A 17,564-nucleotide genomic window follows, 5' to 3' on the forward strand; every position below is an offset into this window, starting at 1 on the left:
TCTACTCCTTCCGTCGAAGCAGATAGCCGAACGCGGCGATGCCGCCGAGCGCGGCGAGCCATCCGAATCCCGGCAACCCGCCGCCGTCCGTCGTGGACGAACTCGTATCCCCGGATGCCGTCGTCGTCGTCTCTGTCGTCGATGGCGAGGTCGAGGCAGTGGGTGACGACGTGGACGGTGGCGATGTCGTTGCGCCCGTCGTGGATGACGTTCCCATCTCTCCCATCGTCCCCGTGGTACCGTTTGCGGTTCCGTTCATCGTGGTCGTCGGCCGTAACACGATGAGGTTGCCGCGCATCGTCTCCGGATCGAACTCCGAGAAGTAGGTCTCCATCTCCGTGGTCGCCGTGAATTCGAGGGTTTGGGTCGCCCCCTTCATCTCGATGACTTCGGTTCGCTTGAGAATGTTCCCTTTCCCGTCACCGATGGCGATGTTGTGGGAGTTGCCGTCCAGGTTCTCCCACCCGATGACGTAGTCCTTTCCGGCCACCATCTGGATCGTCGGATTCGTCTTGTCCGCGAGGGGTTCCGGGGACTGTCCCAACCAACCGGAGACCTGTCCGCCGAGTTCGAACGTCGCGGTCTGCCCGCGTGCGAGACCGACGAGCGCTCCCGTTCCGAGGGCTACTTGCACGAACCGCCGACGAGAGAGTTTCGATCCGGTCATACGAGGAATGTCCGTAGCTATCTATAATATCACCACAGAAATGCTTAGCTTGTTCGGTTGCGGAGTCAGAAACTGCTCTTGATTCGCTCGAAGAAGCCCTTCTCGACGTTCACCTCTTCGCCGCCTGCCTCCGCGAACTGCTCCAACGCCTCGCGTTGTTCGTCGTTCATCGAGTCCGGCGTGACGACCTGCACCTTCACGAAGAGGTCGCCGTTCCCGCGGCGTCGGAGACGGGGCATCCCCTTGCCCCGCAAGCGGAACGTCTCGCCGCTCTGGGTCCCTTTCGGTACATCCATCTCGACCGACCCCGAGAGCGTCGGAACTTCGATCTTGTCACCGAAAACGACCTGCGGGAACGACAACGCCGTCCGATAGTACAGGTCGGCACCGTCGCGCTCGAAGTCGGGATGCTCGCGCACCCTGACTTCGATGAGCAGGTCGCCCTTCGGGCCGCCGTTCTCACCCGGTGCGCCCTCGCGTTCCATCTGGAGGGTCTGTCCGTCGGCAATCCCTGCCGGGATGTCCACTTTGAGTTTCGCCTCCCGCTGGACGACGCCGTCGCCGCCACAGTCGTTGCACGTCTCCGAATACTGTTGGCCGTCGCCGTTACAGCGCGGGCAGGTTTGGGACTGCTGGACGCGACCGAACGGCGTCTGTTGTACTTGCGTAACCTGCCCCTGTCCGTTACACTCCGGACAGGTGTTCACGTCCGCGTCCGGCGGATGGCCCTCGCCGTCACAGGCAGCACAACGCTCCGGCCGTCGAACCGATATCTGCTTCGTCACGCCCTCGAACGCCTCTTCGAGGTCGATCTCCATGCCGGTTCGGAGGTTCGCGCCCTGTCGAGGGCGGTTCGGGTTGCGACGGCCACCACCGCCGCCGCCGAAGAACTCGTTGAAGATGTCTCCCATGCCGCCCATGCCACCGCCGCCGCCGAACGGGTTGCCCTGACCGGCACCGCCGGGTCCGCGACCGCCGTCGAACCCGCCGCGCTTCTCGGCCTGTTCGAACCGGTCGTGACCCATCTGGTCGTAGGCTTGGCGCTTCTCGTCGTCCGAGAGCACCTCTTTCGCCTTTTTCACCTTCTTGAACTTCTCGTCGGCGTCCGGGTCGTCGCTCACGTCCGGGTGATACTCGGCGGCTTTCTTGCGATACGCCTTCTTGATCTCGTCCTCGTCGGCGTCCCGACTTACACCGAGTACGTCGTAGAAGTCCTCGCTCATCAGTTATCGTTTTGTAATGTAGGATGGTATTTGAATCGTCCGTCTACCGTTCGTCACGCGTTCGCCGCGAGCGGCGAACGCGATGCCGACGAGTCAGTTCCCGTCAGCACCGGATGACGAGTTCGTTTTCGTCGTCATCGTCAACGTCGCCGGATTACACCCGGCTGGCGAACGATTCTGACTATTCGTCGTCCGAATCGTCCACGTCACCAGAACGCGGAACGTTCTGGTTGGCTCACGACGACTCTTCGTCTTCGTCGTCGTGAACGTCGCCAGACTACGTCTGGCTGGCAGACGATTCTGACGAGTCGTCATCGTCAGAATCGTCCACGTCCTCGAAGTCGGCATCGACGTACTCGTCGTCCGCCTCGTCAGCACCGCCGTCGGCACCGGGGTTCGGGCCGCCGCCCATGCCACCCATGCCGCCGCCCATTCCGCCGGGGCCTGCGGCACCGGCCTGTTGGGCTTGCTCCTGTTGTTCGTACATCTGCTTGCCGATCTCCTGCAGCGACTTGCTCAGGTTCTCGGTCGCGTCTTCGAGGTCGTCCTTCGTCGCGTCCTCGTCTTCGAGGACCTCCTGGACGTCCTCGATCTCGTCCCGGATCTCGGATTCGAGGTCGTCGTCCACGTTCTCCTCGTTCTCTTCGAGGAGCGTCTCGGCGCGCTGAACGGCACCTTCGGCGGCGTTCCGCGCTTCGATGAGTTCGCGGCGTTCCTCGTCCTCCTCCGCGTGTTGTTCTGCTTCCTCCTGCATGCGCTCGACTTCCTCGTCGGAGAGGCCAGCGCCACCCTCGATGGTGATCTCCTCGCTGTTACCCGAGCCGTGATCCTCCGCGGAGACGTTGACGATTCCGTTCTTGTCGATGTCGAACGTCACCTCGATCTGCGGCGTTCCGGCGGGTGCGGGCGGGATTCCCGCGAGGTGGAACTCGCCGAGTTGTTCGTTCTCGTTGGCGATTTCGCGCTCACCCTGGAAGACACGGACCTGCACCGAGGTCTGGTTGGCCGCCGCGGTGGTGAACACCTTCGACTCCTCGGTCGGAATGGTCGTGTTCTTGTCGATGAGACGCTCGAACAGGCCACCCTTCACCTCGATACCGAGCGAGAGCGGCGTCACGTCGAGCAACACGATGTCGTCCACGTCGCCGGAGAGGACGCCGCCCTGAATCGCCGCGCCGAGCGCGACGGCTTCGTCGGGGTTGACGTTCTTCTTCGGTTCCTGGTCCGTGAGTTCCTCGACCTTCTCCGAAACCTGCGGCATGCGGGTCGACCCGCCGACGAGGATGACCTCGTCGATGTCGGATTTCGAGTAGCCCGCGTCCGACAGCGCCTGTTCGGTCGGTTCGACCGTGCGGTCGATGAGGTCCTTCGTCAGGGACTCGAACTTGGCCCGCGTCAGGCTGTTTTCGAGGTGGACCGGACCGTTGTCGGTCGCCGTGATGAACGGGAGGTTGATGTCCGTCTCCTTCCGCGAGGAGAGTTCGATCTTCGCTTCCTCGGCAGCGTCCTTCAGGCGCTGGAGCGCCTGCCGGTCGTCGCGGAGGTCGATGCCGTGCTCCGATTCGAAGTCGTCGGCGAGGTAGTCGATGATGGCCTGGTCCCAGTCGTCACCACCGAGGTCGTTGTCCCCGTTCGTGGCGATGACTTCGTAGACGCCGCCGCCGAGGTCGAGGATGGAAACGTCGAACGTCCCGCCACCGAGGTCGTAGACGAGGACGGTCTGGTCGGATTCGTCGTCCAGTCCGTACGCCATCGACGCGGCCGTCGGTTCGTTGACGATGCGGTCCACGTCGAACCCGGCGATTTCTCCGGCGTTCTTCGTCGCCTGTCGCTGTTTGTCGTTGAAGTACGCGGGGACGGTGATGACCGCCTTCTCCACGTCGTCGCCGAGGTACTCCTCGGCGTCGCGTTTGATCTTCTGGAGGATCATCGCCGAGATCTGCTCCGGCGTGTACTCCTCTCCCTCGATCTCGACGGTGTAATCCTCGTCGCCCATGTGTCGCTTGATGGACTGAATCGTCTTTTCGGGGTTCTGAACAGCCTGATTTTTGGCTGGTTTCCCGACCAGACGCTCACCGTCGTCGGAGAACGCGACGATGGACGGCGTGGTCCGGTTACCTTCGCCGTTGACGATGATCTCCGGGTCGCCACCTTCCATGACCGCGAACGCGCTGTTCGTGGTACCGAGGTCGATGCCCAGTATCTTGTTGCTCGTCATTGTTGGGGCAACCTACCCGTTTGCGCCGGTTAAAGGTTACTAGATGTCACGAGGATACGCTGAATCCCACCCCTCCGCAGTCATGCGGTTTTTGTTTTCGCCGTCTTCGCGCTTCGGGAGCTTTTTATCGAACCGATATTCTATCCCCCGTTTCCGGACGACGCGACACTCGAACGGGAGCGGTCGTCCACCAGAAGACGACTGAGGTGCAAGGAGGTAACCACGAAGAGGTGGAAAATCCGTACCGGGCAGATTGCTGCGAGGATCGGCCACGCGGCACCCGAGCGTGTCCCCTTCCGATGGCGATAGATGGAGAAAGAACGTTACTCTTCGTCGCCGTTTCCGTCGCTCACCGTCACTTGCGCGGCTTGCAGCACTTTGTCCCCCATCTCGTAGCCCGGTTGGTACACGTCGGCGATGGTGTCCTCGGGGTGGTCGCTCTCGACGCGGAGCATCACTTCGTGGCGCTGTGGGTCCACGTCGTCGCCCTCTTCGGGGTGAATCCGTGCGACGTTCTCGTCCTCGAACACGCGGTCGAGTTCGCGCAGGGTAAGTTCGACGCCCTCACGCAGGCTCTCGACATCGTCGTGCTCCGCTTCGACCGCGCGCTGGAGGTTATCGCGCACGTCGATGAGTCGGTCGATGAGGTCCTCAGTCGCACGCTTTTCGAGCTGTTTCTGCCGCTTTTTCGCGCGCTTCTTGTAGTTCTGGAAGTCGGCACGATTGCGCCGCAGTTTCGCTTCGAGGTCGTCCACTTCGTCGTCCAGTTCCTGCCGTTCCGACTCGATAGCCGCGAGTCGATCCTCGACGTCCGCGGCGAGGCCTTCGTCCGCGATGGCAACCCGCGCGATGAGGCTCGTGTCTTCCGGGCCGAGAACGTCCTCGTCCGGCGTTTCTTCGTCCATCGTATTTTCGTCCGTCTCGACGTTCCCTTCGGCCGGGGATTCCCCTTCGGTTGGCTCTTCGTCTACCGTTTGGGCGGCTTGCTCCTCGGTCATATACGTTCGTAAGTCCTTCCTCGCGTTTAAGGCTTCAGAAACGGTGCGCCCAACTCGGTACGGGCGAGACAATCGACGAGCGTGGTTGCGGACATCGAGTAGGTGGGACGTCCGACCAATCCACTCAACGGGTCGAAATCGGCCAGTCCACGGGAGGAAAGCGTCGGTAGCCGGGTCTGTGTGAGGTCTTCGAGCACCGTTTCGAACGCCTCGTCGGAGACCGACTCGGTGGATTGGTTTCGTTCCCACGCCGCGACCTCCCGCACGAGGACTTCCAGTTCGACCGGGGCCGTCTCCGCGTGTCGGGAGAGGGCATAGAGAACGAGTCGGTTGCGACGCTCGGGCACGCTCGCGAGCACCGAAGCGACTGTTCCCCGTGGCATCGAACTCCCTTCCAGTATCGTCCCCGGTGAATCTCAACCCTGCCAACCGTTTCCATCGTTCACCCGCCGTAACGTGAGCGCAGTTCCGCGGTAGTGGTCGTCGTCCCCGACCGCTCCAGCGTGTCGTTCGAGATGTGAGCCTTTCGTCACACGTCGTTCGTCGGTAACGACCGGTTCGGGGGGATAAGCAACCGTTCAACGGCGTCGTCAGTTTTGTGACGATGTGAGGTGGACGAGACCCCGAGGATCGTCTCGTTTTCCACGGGTCACAACCCTTTTCGGTTGTGCGAAAGAACGGGTATGCATGGCAGACGAGGAATCCAACGAAAACGGCGACAACGGTGACGAACAAGAGAAGACGTTCCAGGAGCGGGTCGAGGAAATCCGAGAGAAACGCGCACAAGAGGGCGATGAAGACCGCGACGAACGATTGAAGGAGGCCATGGGCGGCGGTGGTCCCGGTGGAATGGGCGGTAATCCGTTCGCACAGATGATGGGCGGCATGATGGGCGGCGGTCCGGGCGCTGGCGGCATGGGCGGCCAGCGCGAGCGCGGCGGCGGCGGTGATGAGGACCTCGTCCGCGAAGTTCGTCAGCTACGCGACGAGGTTCGGGACGCGACGCGACAACTTCAGCGCATCGCCGACGCGCTCGAAGAGTAATCCCCTTCCTCTTTCGGCAAATCACCGACCGTAGCCGGAAGTTCTTATACTTCGCCCACTATTTCGATTCGTAACCGTGACTGAGGAGACGAGCGGCGGGTCGACCAGCCTCTTTCGGAACCGCGAGTTCATCGCCTTGGCGGGCACCGCGTTCGCCAGGAGCCAAGCGTATTCGACGATCCTCATCGCGCTGTCGTTGTACGCGGGCATGTTCCACACGTCGAGCACCGTCGAGGGTCTGTTCGGGACGGCGTTCGCCGTCGTCCAACTGCTCATCGTCCTCCCGCTCGGCCGCTACATCGACACGCGAAACTCCAAGCGGATCCTGCTGTTCGGTCTCTTCGTCAACGTCCTCGTGTTCATCGGATTCAGCTTCGTGGATTCGGTGACGGGCGTCATTTTGATGCGCGTCGTGCAGGGGTTCGCCGCGAGCATCCTCTGGCTCACCGGAACGACCGTCATCGGCGAGATCAGCGACGACGACTCCCGCGGGTTGTGGATTGGGACGTACAATCAGGTCGGCGCGTTCTCCAGCCTGTTCGGGGACATCTTCGGCGGATTGCTGTTGTACCTGTACGGGTTCGAAGCGACGTACGCCGCACTCAGCGTCATCACCATCGGCGCGTTTCTGGCCATTTTCCTGTTCCTTCGGGACAACCCCGGCGGACGGAAGGACCCGGATGAGTCGAGTAGCCGTGAAACGTTCGAGACCCTGCTCGGTCGCTCGGCCATCAAGGCGCTCGTCTTCTTCCGCCTCTCGTTCAGCGTCGGGAAGATGGCCGTCATCACCTTCCTCCCCATCTACGCACACACGGAGTTCGGTATCAATCCCTTCGTTGTCGGTGGTATCATGGCCGGTGGGAAGTTGACGAAGTCGCTTACGCAGGGAAAAGTCGGCGACTGGACCGACCGGGTCGGGAAGAAAGAGAGATTCATTCTCGCGGGGGCGCTCGTGTACGCGCTCGGGACGGCGCTCATCCCGTTCGCCGACCTCGCCGACGATTACATCCCAGGCGTGACGGTCTCCGCGTTCGGGGGGTCGATGGTGATACCGGGCGCGTTCTTCGTCCTCTTTGCCGCCTACGCCGTGTTGGGAATCGGTGATAGCCTCCGACTCCCGGCGAGTATGGCCCTGTTCGTCGAAGAGGGTGAGCAGTTCGAGGCGGTGGCGTCGAGCCTCTCCCTGCGCTCTATCGCGTGGAAGGTCGGACAGGTCGGCGGTCCCGTGTTCATCGGCGCTATTTGGGACGCCACGGGCGTGTTCGTCGCGTTCTGGGCGGCGTCGGGTTTCATCATCGTTTCGTCGTTCGTTTTCGCCATGCTCTACAGCACCGACCCCGCGCCCGGCGAGCACGTCGATGCGGTCGGTGGGGATTGAACGTTCGAGCTACGACTCCCGTGCGTCGACTGGAAAGACGTAACGATGAAACCACTGAAGCCCGAAGCGTCAGTATGGACGAGCAACCGGGGCTTTCCGACCAGTACCGAAAATCCAGTCCGTGGCCGCTGTTCGTCGCGTTCGGTCTCGCAATGTTCGAGGCGGGTATCGTGATGGCGAACATCCTGTTTCCCGTCGCTGTCGGCGGGATGCTGATCTTCGTCGGTAGCATCGTCGGCATCCTCCGCGAATCGGAGTACATCAACAACCCGTGGAAAGCACTCATCGCCGCATCGGGCGTGTCGCTCGTCGTGGGCGGCGCGATTTGGTTGACGACGGTGGGTTCGATCCAACTTCGTGGCACGGCAATCCTCATCGGAGGGGTCATCCTCCTCCTCGGCGGCGTTGCTGGCGCGCTTTGGCAACCGGACCCCATCTGAGACGGTCGGACGGTCGGCAACGAACCACTAACCTATTTTAGCTCGTGCTTGCTACGTTTACGTACCATGGCACAAAGCGTCTTCAGCAAAGAAACCCTCCTCAACTTGATGGTCAACATCATTCCCCTGGGGATAATCGTCTGTTTCTTCGTCGCTTTCGTTGGCTTCAACGCGTGGAGCAACAGCGGGCTCGGCGGCATGATTAGCATCGCACTCCTCGTCCTCCCGTTCATCGCCCTCGCCGCGTTGACGTATATTGCAGCCCAGAAAATCGAGGTCGCAACTGGAACATAACCTTTCTTTACCTTGCAGTTCTCACCCTCTCGCATGGCAGCTACTGCGCAGCTGGCTCTCACCGTTGTCATGGGGGTACTTTTGCTCGCGGTCGCTTCGTTCCTCGCTCGTTTCGAGGACTGGCGGTCGTACGCACCCGTTGGCAGCAGTGGTGGCTACGGATACGCAGAATCGAACACGCAGACTCACGAGAAGCCTGCTGGAATCATTCGTTGGATCACGACAGTAGACCACAAGGACATCGGTCTGTTGTACGGGACGTTCGGTCTTCTCTCGTTCGCGTGGGGTGGCATTTCCGTGCTTCTCATGCGGATAGAACTGTTCACGCCGAGCGGTGACTTTCTCAGTGCGAACATGTACAACAGCCTGATGACGACGCACGGTATTACCATGCTCTTCCTGTTCGGGACGCCCATCATCGCGGCGTTCGCGAACTATTTCATGCCCTTGCTCATCGGCGCGGACGACGTCGCGTTCCCGCGTCTCAACGCCGTCGCGTTCTGGTTGTTGCCGCCCGGGGCGATCCTCATCTGGATCGGATTCCCGTTGTTCATGTTCGGCGGTATCCAACCGTCACAGACGAGTTGGACGATGTACACGCCGCTGGCGTCCTGTGGGCAATCGGCCGTGGCGGCCGGCGCAACCTGTCAGGCACAGGCGAGCCCCGCCGTGGACATGATGCTCCTCGGACTGCACCTCTCCGGTATCGCCACGACGCTCGGTGCGATCAACATGATCGCTACCATCTTCACCGAGCGTGGTGACGACATCGGATGGCCGGAACTCGACATCTTCTCGTGGACCATCCTCACCCAGTCGGGTCTCATCCTGTTCGCGTTCCCCCTCCTGGGCAGCGCCATCATCATGATGCTGCTCGACCGTAACTTCGGCACCACCTTCTTCGCGGCCGACGGTGGTGGCGCGATGCTGTGGCAGAACCTCTTCTGGTTCTTCGGCCACCCCGAAGTGTACATCCTCATCCTGCCGCCGATGGGACTCATCAGCCTCATTCTCCCGAAGTTCTCGGGACGGAAGCTGTTCGGGTTCAAGTTCGTCGTCTACTCGACGTTGGCTATCGGTGTGCTCTCGTTCGGCGTTTGGGCCCACCACATGTTCTCGACCGGGATGGACCCGCGCCTCCGTGCGAGTTTCATGGCCGTCTCGATGGCCATCGCGATTCCGAGCGCCGTCAAGACGTTCAACTGGATCACGACGATGTGGAACGGGCGGCTTCGCCTGACTGCGCCGATGCTGTTCTGTATCGGCTTCGTCTCCAACTTCATCATCGGCGGCGTCACCGGCGTCTTCCTCGCCGCGATTCCCGTGGACCTCGTGCTCACTGACACCTACTACGTCGTGGGTCACTTCCACTACATCGTGATGGGTGCCATCGGTACGGCCGTTTTCGCTGGTATCTACTACTGGTTCCCGGTCATCTCCGGCAAGATGTACAACAAGACGCTCGCTCACTGGCACTTCTGGCTGACGATGATCGGTACCAACGTGACGTTCTTCGCCATGTTGTTCCTCGGCTACGGTGGGATGCCGCGCCGGTATGCGACCTACCTCCCGCAGTTCACCACGTGGCACCAGATCACCACCATCGGTGCGTTCATCCTCGGTATCGGCCAGCTCCTCTTCGTCTGGAACCTCGCACAGTCCTGGCTCGACGGCCCAGTCGCTCCCGACGACCCGTGGAACCTCGGCGAGGACGGAATGCTCTCGAAGGAGTGGACGTGGTTCGCGAAGAAGCGCGAAACGGCACTCACCGACGGCGGTGAGGACGAAGGAACGCCCGCTGCGGAAGAATAACTTCCGTAATAGAACCTCGAACGAATAGTCCGCTGTAGAATAAACCCGCTTTTTAATCGTCGAACCGATGCTCGTTACGTCGCAGCGAGCACGATACCCATTACGAACATCAGTGCAGCAATGCCGGCGAGGACGAGCAAGAGCAGTTCTTTTTCGGACATACACCCACTAAGCACGTCTGGATGAAAAGGCTAATCCTTGGCCTGCCGAAAGGGTAATACGTGTCATCTCGACTGCAAGGTCGCTCGCTCGTCGTCAGCTTGTACGTCCTCATCGTCACGTTTGCGGGAGTCGTGGGAGTCCTCCTCGGCGCGTTCGGTCCGGACGGTATGCGCCCGGTCCACCTGTTCGGCGTCATCGAGTTGAAACCGACGCCGGTCGAACTCGCCATCTATGGCATCGTAACGATCGGTCTCTTCCTCGGTATCCTGCTCTCGCTCGTTATCTTCGTCGCGGAGCGATACGACGACGCTCAGCCGAAGGACTAAGTTCACGCCATTCGACATGCTACCATGTATCACGTCCTTCTGGCAGTGGACGAAACCGAATCGCGCGCGATGGCGCAGGTAAACGCCGTTGTGGACCTTCCCGAGGCATCGTCCGAAGTACAGGCGACGCTGCTCTACTGTTTCACCGACAATCCGAGCGGTGGCTCCGCATTGCAAGTCGGAGGTATCCGACGGGCGATGGAGGTACTCGACGACGCTGGCATCGAAACGGACATCGTCGAATCGAGCGGGGACCCGGCCGACGTAATCCTCGACGTCGCCGAGGAACGGGACGTCGATTGCGTCTGCGTCGGTGGTCGGCGGCGCTCGCCCGCCGGGAAGGCGTTGTTCGGCAGTGTGTCACAATCGGTCATCCTCAACGCCGACCGACCGGTACTCGTCGCAGGGGCTAAACACGCCGAGTAGGCGTGTTGCGGCCGGAACCGTTAGTCTGCGGTTCCCGTTTGCGGTTCGGTCGCCGGTCCGCCGTACGGGACGCCGCCGAGCGGAACGACTTCCCTGTCGAAACACCAGTTGGTGACTTCCGCGAAACTGACGTACATCGCGTCGAGACCGGTGACGATGCCGACCCAGCCACCAGCGGTGACGAGCGCGTCGATACCGAGCAGGTTGCCGAAGCCGAGCAGGAAGAACGTGACCGCCAGCAGGAGGAACACGCTCCAGAGCGCCCAGTTGAGTTTGAACGTCCCGATCCACATGTAGGCCGTGAAGATGCCCCACATGATGAGGGCCATCCCGAGCGCACCCGGACTCACCGTATCGATGAGGCCGTTGGATTCGAAGAGGACCAGAAGCGCGAACCACCACCAGAACGCGCCGTAACTGGTGAACGCGACGGTCCCGAACGTGTTCCCATTTCGGTACTCCAACAAGCCTGCGAATAGCTGAATCGTCCCGCCGTAGGCGATTGCCATCGGAATGACTGCCATCTCCAAGCTACTGCCGAAAATCCCAGCGTTGACGAGGCTCAACAACACCGTCGTCAGTCCGAAGCCGACGAGTCCGAGCGGTGCCGGGTTGCCGAACTCGGTATCAGCGGGCATCGGTTCTCACCTCTTTGCTTCGTCCGCGAAAACCGTATCCGCGATACCGTACTCCTCCCCACCATTCGATGCCAATTTGTGACATGCTACACGGATTCACACCATGTCCGTGAGCATAACTGTTGTCTGATTGTTAAGTGCGAAAATGCGGATGACTCAGCATCTGTACCGACCAATTACAACCAAAAAATCTCCGAATCGCTGAACCCGTTGCGGTCGTCAGTCCGCCGGTTGGGTCTTTCGTCCCGACTTCGATTTGAGCGGGGCACCTCCCAACGGGATGACTTCCCGGTCGTACGCCCAGTTGGCCACTTCGGCGAAACTGACGAACATCGCGTCGAGCCCCGTGATGAGGCCGACCCAGCCACCAGCGGTGACGAGCGCGCCGATACCGAGGTAATCGCCGAAGCCGAGCAGGAAGAACGTGACCGCTAACAGGAGGAACACGCTCCAGAGCGCCCAGTTGAGCTTGAACGTGGCGAACCACATGTACGTCGTGAAGACGCCCCACATGATGAGCGCCATGCCGATCGTGCTAGTTGCACCATCCAAACTGATCCAGCCGTTCCCACTGAAGATGACGAGCAGTCCCCACCACCACCAGAACGCCCCGTAACTGGTGAAGGCAACGGTGCCGAACGTGTTTCCTTCCCGATACTCCAACAGCCCGGCGAACAGTTGGATCGTCCCACCGAACGCCAACGCCATCGGGATGACCACCACTTCACCGTCCGGAGGAAGCAGTTTTGCGTTTATCATGCTCAACAGGACGGTGGTCAGTCCGAAGCCGACGAGCCCGAGCGGAGCCGGATTGCCAGTCTTCGTGTCTGCGGGCATCTATCTGCCACCTCCGAACCCGTTATCGCCGTGATGTTTCCTACCGGTTCTCTGTGTCGTTGTCTGGTGTGCGAATGACATTCGTTAGCACCACTCCTTTAGTTGTTATCCGCAATTCATATATAATGTTTGTTTAAGAAGGAGTACACGACCGGAAAACAATCGAGAAATTTGCCGCGACTACGACGCCGTTTAACTGTCTTGGACCTTGCCCTGGATGTCCTCCACGACGTCCGGGTTCCGGAGCGTGGAGGTGTCTCCGAGTTCGTCCTCGTTAGCGATGTCCTCCAGCAAGCGCCGCATGATCTTGCCCGACCGCGTCTTCGGCAGTTCGGGCGTGAAGATGATCTCCTCGGGCCGTGCGATCGGTCCGATGCCGTCTTCGACGCCTTCGACGATGCGGTCGTAGAGTTCATCGTCACCGTCGTAGCCCTCCTCGGTGATGACGTAGGCGTACACCGCTTCGCCTTTCAGGTCGTGGTGGCCACCGACGACGGCCGCCTCCGCCACGCCCTTCACGCCGACGATGGCGCTCTCGATCTCCATCGTTCCGAGACGGTGTCCGGAGACGTTGATGACGTCGTCGACGCGCCCGAGAACGGTGATGTAACCGTCCTCGTCCAGTTTCGCGCCGTCCTCGGGGAAGTACACCCACTCGTCGGCGTCGGGGTCGGAGTACTCCCGCCAGTACTCGCTGATGTAGCGGTCGTCGTTCTTGTAGACGGTGCGGAGCATTCCCGGCCACGGTTTCTGGACCGTGAGATAGCCCGCCCGTCCCGCTTGGATCGTCTCCCCTTTCGTGTCCACGATCTGCGCGTCGATGCCCGGTAGCGGCGGTCCGGCACTGCCGGGTTTCATCGTTCCGAGGGCGGGGAGCGTCGTTATCATCATCCCGCCCGTCTCGGTCTGCCACCACGTGTCAACGATGGGGCAGTCTTCGTGGCCGATGTGCTTGTAGTACCACTTCCACGCGCGTGGGTTGATGGGTTCGCCCACCGTTCCGAGCAGTCGAAGGCTGGAGAGGTCGTGCTGTTCGGGGTACTCGCTTCCCCACTTCATGTACGACCGAATCGCCGTCGGCGCGGTGTAGTAGATGTCCACACCGTAGTCCTCTACGATTTCCCAGAGGCGGTCCTTCTCCGGGTAGTCCGGCGTTCCTTCGTACATCACGCTTGTCGTCCCGAGCGAGAGCGGCCCGTACACGATGTAGGAGTGACCGGTGATCCACCCGATGTCCGCCGCACACCAGTAGGTGTCCTCGGGTTTGATGTCGAGGACGGCGTGCGAGGTCCACGATACGTACGAGAGGTAACCCGCCGTAGTGTGTTTGACACCTTTCGGCTCGCCGGTCGTCCCGGAGGTGTACATCAGGAACAGCATGTCCTCGGCGTCACGCTGGACGGGTTCGACCTCCGCACCTTCCTGTTCGTCCACGAGGTCGTCGTAGTCGTACTCCTCCTCTTTCATCGGGTGGTCGTACTCGTCGCCGAGTCGGTCCACGACGATCGTATCCACGTCGTGACCGACCTGCGAGAGACCCTTGTCGGCCTTCTCCTTGTGGTGGAGCGGGTCCCCACGGCGGTAGTAGCCGTCACAGGTGATGAGGTGCTCCGAAGCCGCGCTCTTCATCCGCGTGGCGAGCGCGTCGGCCGAGAAGCCCGCGAAGACGACGCTGTGTGGTGCGCCGATTCGCGCACAGGCCAGCATGGCGATGGGGAGTTCGGGAATCATCGGCATGTACATCGTGACGACGTCGTCCTCGCCGACGCCGACCTCACGAAGTGCCGCCGCGAACTCGTTCACCTCACGGTGGAGGTCCTCGTACGTGTAGGTTCGTGTCTCACCCAGTTCTCCGATCCATTCGATCGCCGTCTCGTCTCCCCGCTCGTCGAGGTGTCGGTCGAGACAGTTGTAGGAGGCGTTCAGCGACCCGCCGGTGAACCACTTATAAAATGGAGCGTCGCTCTCGTCGAGAACGGTGTCGTAGTCCTCGTACCAATCGAGCAAGTCGGCCGCACGCTCCCACGCCCCCGGCCAGTTCTCCTCGAACTCGTCGTAAATCTCGGGGTCCGAGACGTTTGCCTGTTCAACAAATGATTCCGGTGGCTCGAACGATTCTGCCTCTTCGAGCCGCGCTTCGAGTTCCACGGTATCGTCTGACATATGCCCATGCTAGCATGCTTTAAGGAGTGGTATAAAGATATGCTACGTTCGCCGACCATTTCGGGAAGAGAAAGTAAAATTCAGGCTTTGAAATACGATGAAAACTACTGTCGCTTCGACTCTGTCGCTTCGCTCGATTTTCCACCGTTTTCGTCGTCCAATACTCCCCCTTCATCGGCCACCTCATCCGGATTCGTCGTGGATGTCACCATCTCGATATTTGCTCGCAACCACGCGGCAGCGGCGGCAACCTCGTCGTCGTCCGTCGAAGTCACTTTCAGGCGTCCGGGGTCGTCGTCCCGGCCCGGATAGCTTCCGATGGCGACGTCGAACCGGTCCCGTGCCGTTTCGAGCGTCCCGCCGAGTGCGCCCTCGGGCGCGGGCGTGTACATCGTTTCGGAGACGACGTCGCCGCCGAACTCGTCCGCGACGAGTTCGAACATGGCCTTCATCTCGCGCGGGATGCCCGGGAAGACGTAGACGTTCGCCACCGCACAGCCGGGTGCCCACCCCGCGTCAGTCACGAGCGGTCGGCCACCCTTCGGAAGCTCGGCCGCCTCGTCGGCACTCAGGTCGAGTTCGTACTCGTCGGTCAACTCGGGGTTTTCCTCGACGAATTTCCGTGTTTTCTCCCTGAGAGCGTCCCGCACCTCCGTGTCGAGGACTGGTTCTCGGTCGAGCGCCATCGCCACTGCGTCCATCGTCACGTCGTCAGGTGTTCCGCCGAGACCGCCGGTGACGATGACGGCGTCGAACGATTCGTGCCACTCGCGGACCCGGTCCACGATGATTTCGACGTCGTCGGGAACGGTCATGATTCGGCGAACCGACCCACCCCTGTCGTGGATCTCCGCCGCCAACCACGTCGCGTTCGTGTTCACCGTGTCCCCCGCGAGGATTTCGTCGCCGACCGTGAGAATCGCGACTTCCATGGGTTCGACCTATGGCACTCGATGGATAAAAATCGTCCCGCCGAACAGGGTCGAAACTACGCTCCGTCGGAATCCCGTGGTGCGACTGCCCATCCTATCGTGAACACCGTCCCGATGACAAGGAGGAGAAAGGAGAGCCACACCCACAGTGTATGGGGAAACGCGACGACGAAGAAAATGGCGAGCAGCGTGCATTGGAGTCCGATGATCGGCATCAAGAGCTCATCAACGTCCATGTTATCACGACAAATCTACATAAAATGAACCTTCCGGGATCGATTCGCTCGTACCGCGTCTCAGGCCAGCCCGATCTTCTCCTGATACGCGCCGTGTTCGGCTTCGAACACGTCCATGATCTCGCCCATCGTGGCGTACTCCTTCACCGCGTCAACGATGGCTGGCATGACGTTTTCGTCGTCGTCGATGGCGTCTTGGAGGTCGTCGAGCGCCGCTTCGACGGCGTCGTCGTCGCGCTCCTCCTTGACCTCCTCCAATCGGGCGAGTTGGCGGTTCTGGGTCTCCTCGTCCACCTGCAGGATATCCGGTTTCGTGTCCTCCTCGATGTCGTACTTGTTGACGCCGACGACGATCTCCTCGCCGTCCTCGACGCGCTCCTGGTACTCGTAAGAGGCCTCCTGAATCTCGCGGTGGAAGTAGCCGCGGTCGATGCCTTCGAGGACGCCGTCTCGCACCGAACCGTCGCCCATCTCCTTGATCTCCTCGATGTAGGCCATCGTTTTTTCCTCCACCTCTTCGGTCAGCGACTCGACGGCGAAACTGCCACCGAGCGGGTCGATGATGTCCGCCGCGCCGCTCTCCTCGGCGATGATCTGCTGGGTTCGCAGGGCGACGCGGACCGCCTGCTCGCTCGGGAGCGCCAGCGCCTCGTCGAAGCTGTTCGTGTGGAGGCTCTGGGTGCCACCGAGGACGCCAGCCAGCGCCTGGATCGTCACGCGGACGATGTTGTTCAGCGGTTGTTGGGCGGTCAACGACTGCCCGGCCGTCTGGGTGTGGAACTTGAGCTGTTTCGACTTTTCGGACTCCGCGCCGTACCACTCGTCCATCACGGTCGAGTAGATGCGACGGGCGGCCCGGAACTTCGCCACCTCCTCGAAGATGGAGTTGTGCGAGTTGAAGAAAAAGGAGAGTTGGGGCGCGAACTCGTCGACGTCCAACCCGCGCTCCATCGCGTCCTCCACGTAGGCGAACCCGTCGGCGAGGGTGAAGGCGAGTTCCTGCACCGCCGTCGAACCGGCCTCGCGGATGTGGTAGCCCGAAATCGAGATGGGTTTGATGTTCGGCGTCTCCTCCACCGCGAACTCGACGGTGTCGGTGACGGTGTGGAGCGACGGTTCCGGCGGGATGACCCACTCCTTCTGCGCAATGAACTCCTTCAGCATGTCGTTCTGGAACGTGCCGCGAATCTCGTCGCGCGGGACGCCCTGCTGGTCGGCCAGCGCGACGTACATTGCGAAGATGACGGGCGCACTCGGGTTGATGGTGAAACTGGTCGAAACTTCATCCAGGTCGATGCCGTCGAAGAGGATTTCCATGTCGCGGAGGGTGTCCACCGCCACGCCCTCCTTGCCGACCTCCCCGTCCGATAGCGGGTCGTCCGAATCCTTGCCCATCAGGCTCGGCATGTCGAAGGCAGTCGAGAGGCCTGTCTGGCCGTTCTCGATGAGGTAGTGGAACCGGTCGTTGGTCTCCTCGGCCGTCCCGAACCCGGCGAACTGGCGCATGGTCCACGTCCGACCGCGGTACATCGTCGGGTAGACGCCGCGCGTGTAGGGGTCCTCGCCGGGGTAGCCCAACTCCTCCTCGTAGTCGATGTCGCCCACGTCGGACGGGTCGTACAGGTCCTCGACTTCGAGGTTCGAGACGGTCGCGAATCGCTCCTTCCGCTCGCCGAACCGCTCCAATACAGGAGAACGAGTATCCTCCTCCCACTCCTCTTTTCCCTGCCGGATCTCCCGCAGGTCATCCTCGTCGTACATGGTCGTAAT

Annotated in this window: 18 protein-coding genes; 7 read left to right on the forward strand and 11 right to left on the reverse strand. The window is 61.2% G+C overall.

Features of this window, described 5'->3' with window-relative positions; genetic code table 11:
- Position 1: 1 nt before the first annotated feature.
- The 5 genes from NKF26_RS10420 to NKF26_RS10440 form a co-directional block, all read right to left on the reverse strand.
- Positions 2 to 667, reverse strand: a complete 666-nt coding sequence (locus tag NKF26_RS10420; protein ID WP_253228222.1) for a hypothetical protein — start codon at positions 665 to 667, stop codon at positions 2 to 4.
- 65 nt (positions 668 to 732) lie between these two features.
- Positions 733 to 1,890: a molecular chaperone DnaJ gene (gene dnaJ, locus NKF26_RS10425; RefSeq protein WP_253228221.1), complete on the reverse strand. Its 1,158-nt coding sequence runs from the start codon at positions 1,888 to 1,890 to the stop codon at positions 733 to 735.
- Between the two features lie 277 nt (positions 1,891 to 2,167).
- The gene (dnaK, locus tag NKF26_RS10430; protein ID WP_253228220.1) at positions 2,168 to 4,108 is read right to left on the reverse strand and encodes a molecular chaperone DnaK; all 1,941 of its coding nucleotides are present in this window, start codon (positions 4,106 to 4,108) and stop codon (positions 2,168 to 2,170) included.
- Between the two features lie 323 nt (positions 4,109 to 4,431).
- Positions 4,432 to 5,106 (reverse strand): nucleotide exchange factor GrpE, encoded by a 675-nt coding sequence (locus NKF26_RS10435; protein WP_253228219.1) that lies wholly within the window; start codon positions 5,104 to 5,106, stop codon positions 4,432 to 4,434.
- Between the two features lie 26 nt (positions 5,107 to 5,132).
- Positions 5,133 to 5,489, reverse strand: coding sequence for a hypothetical protein (locus tag NKF26_RS10440; protein ID WP_066143380.1), 357 nt, complete (start codon positions 5,487 to 5,489; stop codon positions 5,133 to 5,135).
- A gap of 304 nt (positions 5,490 to 5,793) precedes the next feature.
- On the opposite strand from NKF26_RS10440, the gene NKF26_RS10445 reads away from it, so the two are divergent.
- The 7 genes from NKF26_RS10445 to NKF26_RS10475 all read left to right on the forward strand — a co-directional run bounded on the left by NKF26_RS10445 (position 5,794) and on the right by NKF26_RS10475 (position 10,988).
- Positions 5,794 to 6,150, forward strand: a complete 357-nt coding sequence (locus tag NKF26_RS10445; protein ID WP_253234279.1) for a hypothetical protein — start codon at positions 5,794 to 5,796, stop codon at positions 6,148 to 6,150.
- Positions 6,151 to 6,226: 76 nt separating this feature from the next.
- Positions 6,227 to 7,528, forward strand: a complete 1,302-nt coding sequence (locus tag NKF26_RS10450) for an MFS transporter (RefSeq protein WP_253228217.1) — start codon at positions 6,227 to 6,229, stop codon at positions 7,526 to 7,528.
- Between the two features lie 74 nt (positions 7,529 to 7,602).
- Positions 7,603 to 7,968: a hypothetical protein gene (locus NKF26_RS10455; protein WP_253228216.1), complete on the forward strand. Its 366-nt coding sequence runs from the start codon at positions 7,603 to 7,605 to the stop codon at positions 7,966 to 7,968.
- A gap of 66 nt (positions 7,969 to 8,034) precedes the next feature.
- Complete coding sequence (locus tag NKF26_RS10460) at positions 8,035 to 8,262, forward strand: DUF6684 family protein (protein ID WP_066143369.1); 228 nt, start codon at positions 8,035 to 8,037, stop codon at positions 8,260 to 8,262.
- 69 nt (positions 8,263 to 8,331) lie between these two features.
- Entirely contained in the window at positions 8,332 to 10,074 is a 1,743-nt protein-coding gene (locus NKF26_RS10465; RefSeq protein WP_369682140.1) for a cbb3-type cytochrome c oxidase subunit I, read from the forward strand.
- 221 nt (positions 10,075 to 10,295) lie between these two features.
- Positions 10,296 to 10,562: a cox cluster protein gene (locus NKF26_RS10470; RefSeq protein WP_253228214.1), complete on the forward strand. Its 267-nt coding sequence runs from the start codon at positions 10,296 to 10,298 to the stop codon at positions 10,560 to 10,562.
- Positions 10,563 to 10,586: 24 nt separating this feature from the next.
- Positions 10,587 to 10,988 carry a universal stress protein gene (locus tag NKF26_RS10475; protein WP_253234280.1) on the forward strand — a complete coding sequence of 134 codons (402 nt, stop codon included), beginning with the start codon at positions 10,587 to 10,589 and terminating at the stop codon, positions 10,986 to 10,988.
- A 20-nt stretch (positions 10,989 to 11,008) separates the two neighbouring features.
- Here NKF26_RS10475 and NKF26_RS10480 read toward each other — a convergent pair whose 3' ends face one another.
- The 6 genes from NKF26_RS10480 to NKF26_RS10505 form a co-directional block, all read right to left on the reverse strand.
- Complete coding sequence (locus NKF26_RS10480) at positions 11,009 to 11,626, reverse strand: acetate uptake transporter (RefSeq protein WP_253228212.1); 618 nt, start codon at positions 11,624 to 11,626, stop codon at positions 11,009 to 11,011.
- 219 nt (positions 11,627 to 11,845) lie between these two features.
- Entirely contained in the window at positions 11,846 to 12,463 is a 618-nt protein-coding gene (locus NKF26_RS10485) for an acetate uptake transporter (RefSeq protein ID WP_253228211.1), read from the reverse strand.
- Positions 12,464 to 12,655: 192 nt separating this feature from the next.
- Entirely contained in the window at positions 12,656 to 14,626 is a 1,971-nt protein-coding gene (gene acs, locus NKF26_RS10490; RefSeq protein WP_253228210.1) for an acetate--CoA ligase, read from the reverse strand.
- Between the two features lie 104 nt (positions 14,627 to 14,730).
- On the reverse strand, positions 14,731 to 15,558 hold the full coding sequence (locus NKF26_RS10495; protein WP_253228209.1) for a molybdopterin-binding protein: 828 nt from the start codon (positions 15,556 to 15,558) through the stop codon (positions 14,731 to 14,733).
- A 56-nt stretch (positions 15,559 to 15,614) separates the two neighbouring features.
- On the reverse strand, positions 15,615 to 15,794 hold the full coding sequence (locus NKF26_RS10500) for a hypothetical protein (RefSeq protein ID WP_253228208.1): 180 nt from the start codon (positions 15,792 to 15,794) through the stop codon (positions 15,615 to 15,617).
- Between the two features lie 60 nt (positions 15,795 to 15,854).
- A complete protein-coding gene (locus NKF26_RS10505) occupies positions 15,855 to 17,555 on the reverse strand; it encodes a methylmalonyl-CoA mutase (RefSeq protein ID WP_253234281.1) in 1,701 nt (566 codons plus the stop codon).
- Positions 17,556 to 17,564 lie beyond the last annotated feature (9 nt).

This window comes from Haladaptatus sp. AB618 (assembly GCF_024136965.1).
GTDB lineage: Archaea > Halobacteriota > Halobacteria > Halobacteriales > Haladaptataceae > Haladaptatus.

Bases quoted from the DNA above. Each gene is read 5' to 3' on its own strand.
- NKF26_RS10435 (WP_253228219.1), bottom strand. From the start codon at position 5,106: ATGACCGAGGAGCAAGCCGCCCAAACGGTAGACGAAGAGCCAACCGAA.
- NKF26_RS10485 (WP_253228211.1), bottom strand. From the start codon at position 12,463: ATGCCCGCAGACACGAAGACTGGCAATCCGGCTCCGCTCGGGCTCGTC.
- NKF26_RS10455 (WP_253228216.1), top strand. From the start codon at position 7,603: ATGGACGAGCAACCGGGGCTTTCCGACCAGTACCGAAAATCCAGTCCG.
- NKF26_RS10465 (WP_369682140.1), top strand. From the start codon at position 8,332: ATGGGGGTACTTTTGCTCGCGGTCGCTTCGTTCCTCGCTCGTTTCGAG.
- NKF26_RS10480 (WP_253228212.1), bottom strand. From the start codon at position 11,626: ATGCCCGCTGATACCGAGTTCGGCAACCCGGCACCGCTCGGACTCGTC.
- NKF26_RS10500 (WP_253228208.1), bottom strand. From the start codon at position 15,794: ATGGACGTTGATGAGCTCTTGATGCCGATCATCGGACTCCAATGCACG.
- NKF26_RS10505 (WP_253234281.1), bottom strand. From the start codon at position 17,555: ATGTACGACGAGGATGACCTGCGGGAGATCCGGCAGGGAAAAGAGGAG.
- NKF26_RS10475 (WP_253234280.1), top strand. From the start codon at position 10,587: ATGTATCACGTCCTTCTGGCAGTGGACGAAACCGAATCGCGCGCGATG.
- dnaK (WP_253228220.1), bottom strand. From the start codon at position 4,108: ATGACGAGCAACAAGATACTGGGCATCGACCTCGGTACCACGAACAGC.
- NKF26_RS10460 (WP_066143369.1), top strand. From the start codon at position 8,035: ATGGCACAAAGCGTCTTCAGCAAAGAAACCCTCCTCAACTTGATGGTC.
- NKF26_RS10440 (WP_066143380.1), bottom strand. From the start codon at position 5,489: ATGCCACGGGGAACAGTCGCTTCGGTGCTCGCGAGCGTGCCCGAGCGT.
- NKF26_RS10420 (WP_253228222.1), bottom strand. From the start codon at position 667: ATGACCGGATCGAAACTCTCTCGTCGGCGGTTCGTGCAAGTAGCCCTC.
- dnaJ (WP_253228221.1), bottom strand. From the start codon at position 1,890: ATGAGCGAGGACTTCTACGACGTACTCGGTGTAAGTCGGGACGCCGAC.
- acs (WP_253228210.1), bottom strand. From the start codon at position 14,626: ATGTCAGACGATACCGTGGAACTCGAAGCGCGGCTCGAAGAGGCAGAA.
- NKF26_RS10495 (WP_253228209.1), bottom strand. From the start codon at position 15,558: ATGGAAGTCGCGATTCTCACGGTCGGCGACGAAATCCTCGCGGGGGAC.
- NKF26_RS10445 (WP_253234279.1), top strand. From the start codon at position 5,794: ATGGCAGACGAGGAATCCAACGAAAACGGCGACAACGGTGACGAACAA.